Here is a 535-nt window from a genome sequence, read left to right on the forward strand (position 1 = left end):
GGTCCCGGCGTCCCGGCCGGCAGCGACCTCTACGGCCTCAACCCGGCGTTCGTCTCGCCCGGCAAGGCGCAGGTGCCCTACTCCGGCGACCAGCCGATCCGGGTCGGCGACCTCACCAACCTGGTGACCCGCACCCTCGGGCTGCCCCCGGTGCCGGGCGCGTCGATGGACCCGCAGCAGCAGTTCCAGGTCTACGACCCGCTGCTGGTCCCCGGCTCCTGACGGGTGGGGGCGCGGCCGGATCCCGCGAAGGTTGGTACGCCCTGTGGCGCCCCCGTTAGGCTTGCCCCCGCGAGCCGTACCAACCCGCTGACGGCGGCCTCGGCGCACGGCTCACCTCTCGACGAAGGCTGGCCGTGACGCACAAGGACCCCCGGACGACGAGCGGCCCGCGCTGGTCGCGCGCCGAGGTCTGGGCTCCGGTCGTCGCGCTCGTCCTGGTGGCGGCCGTCTTCTGGGCCTCGTTCTGGTCCGGTCCGACGGTCGGCGGGTCGGTCGACGACGGCGTCGGTGCTTCACAGCCGACCAGCCAGGC

Annotated in this window: 1 protein-coding gene; it reads left to right on the forward strand. The window is 74.4% G+C overall.

Going from position 1 to position 535, the window contains the following annotated elements; all coding sequences use genetic code 11:
* Nucleotides 1-222, forward strand: a 222-nt coding sequence (locus FB586_RS19610) for a hypothetical protein (protein ID WP_168800632.1), incomplete at its 5' end; no start/stop codon positions are given.
* Nucleotides 223-535: the final 313 nt, after the last annotated feature.

Source organism: Cellulomonas telluris (genome assembly GCF_004886325.1).
In the GTDB taxonomy this organism is placed as follows: domain Bacteria; phylum Actinomycetota; class Actinomycetes; order Actinomycetales; family Cellulomonadaceae; genus Cellulomonas; species Cellulomonas telluris.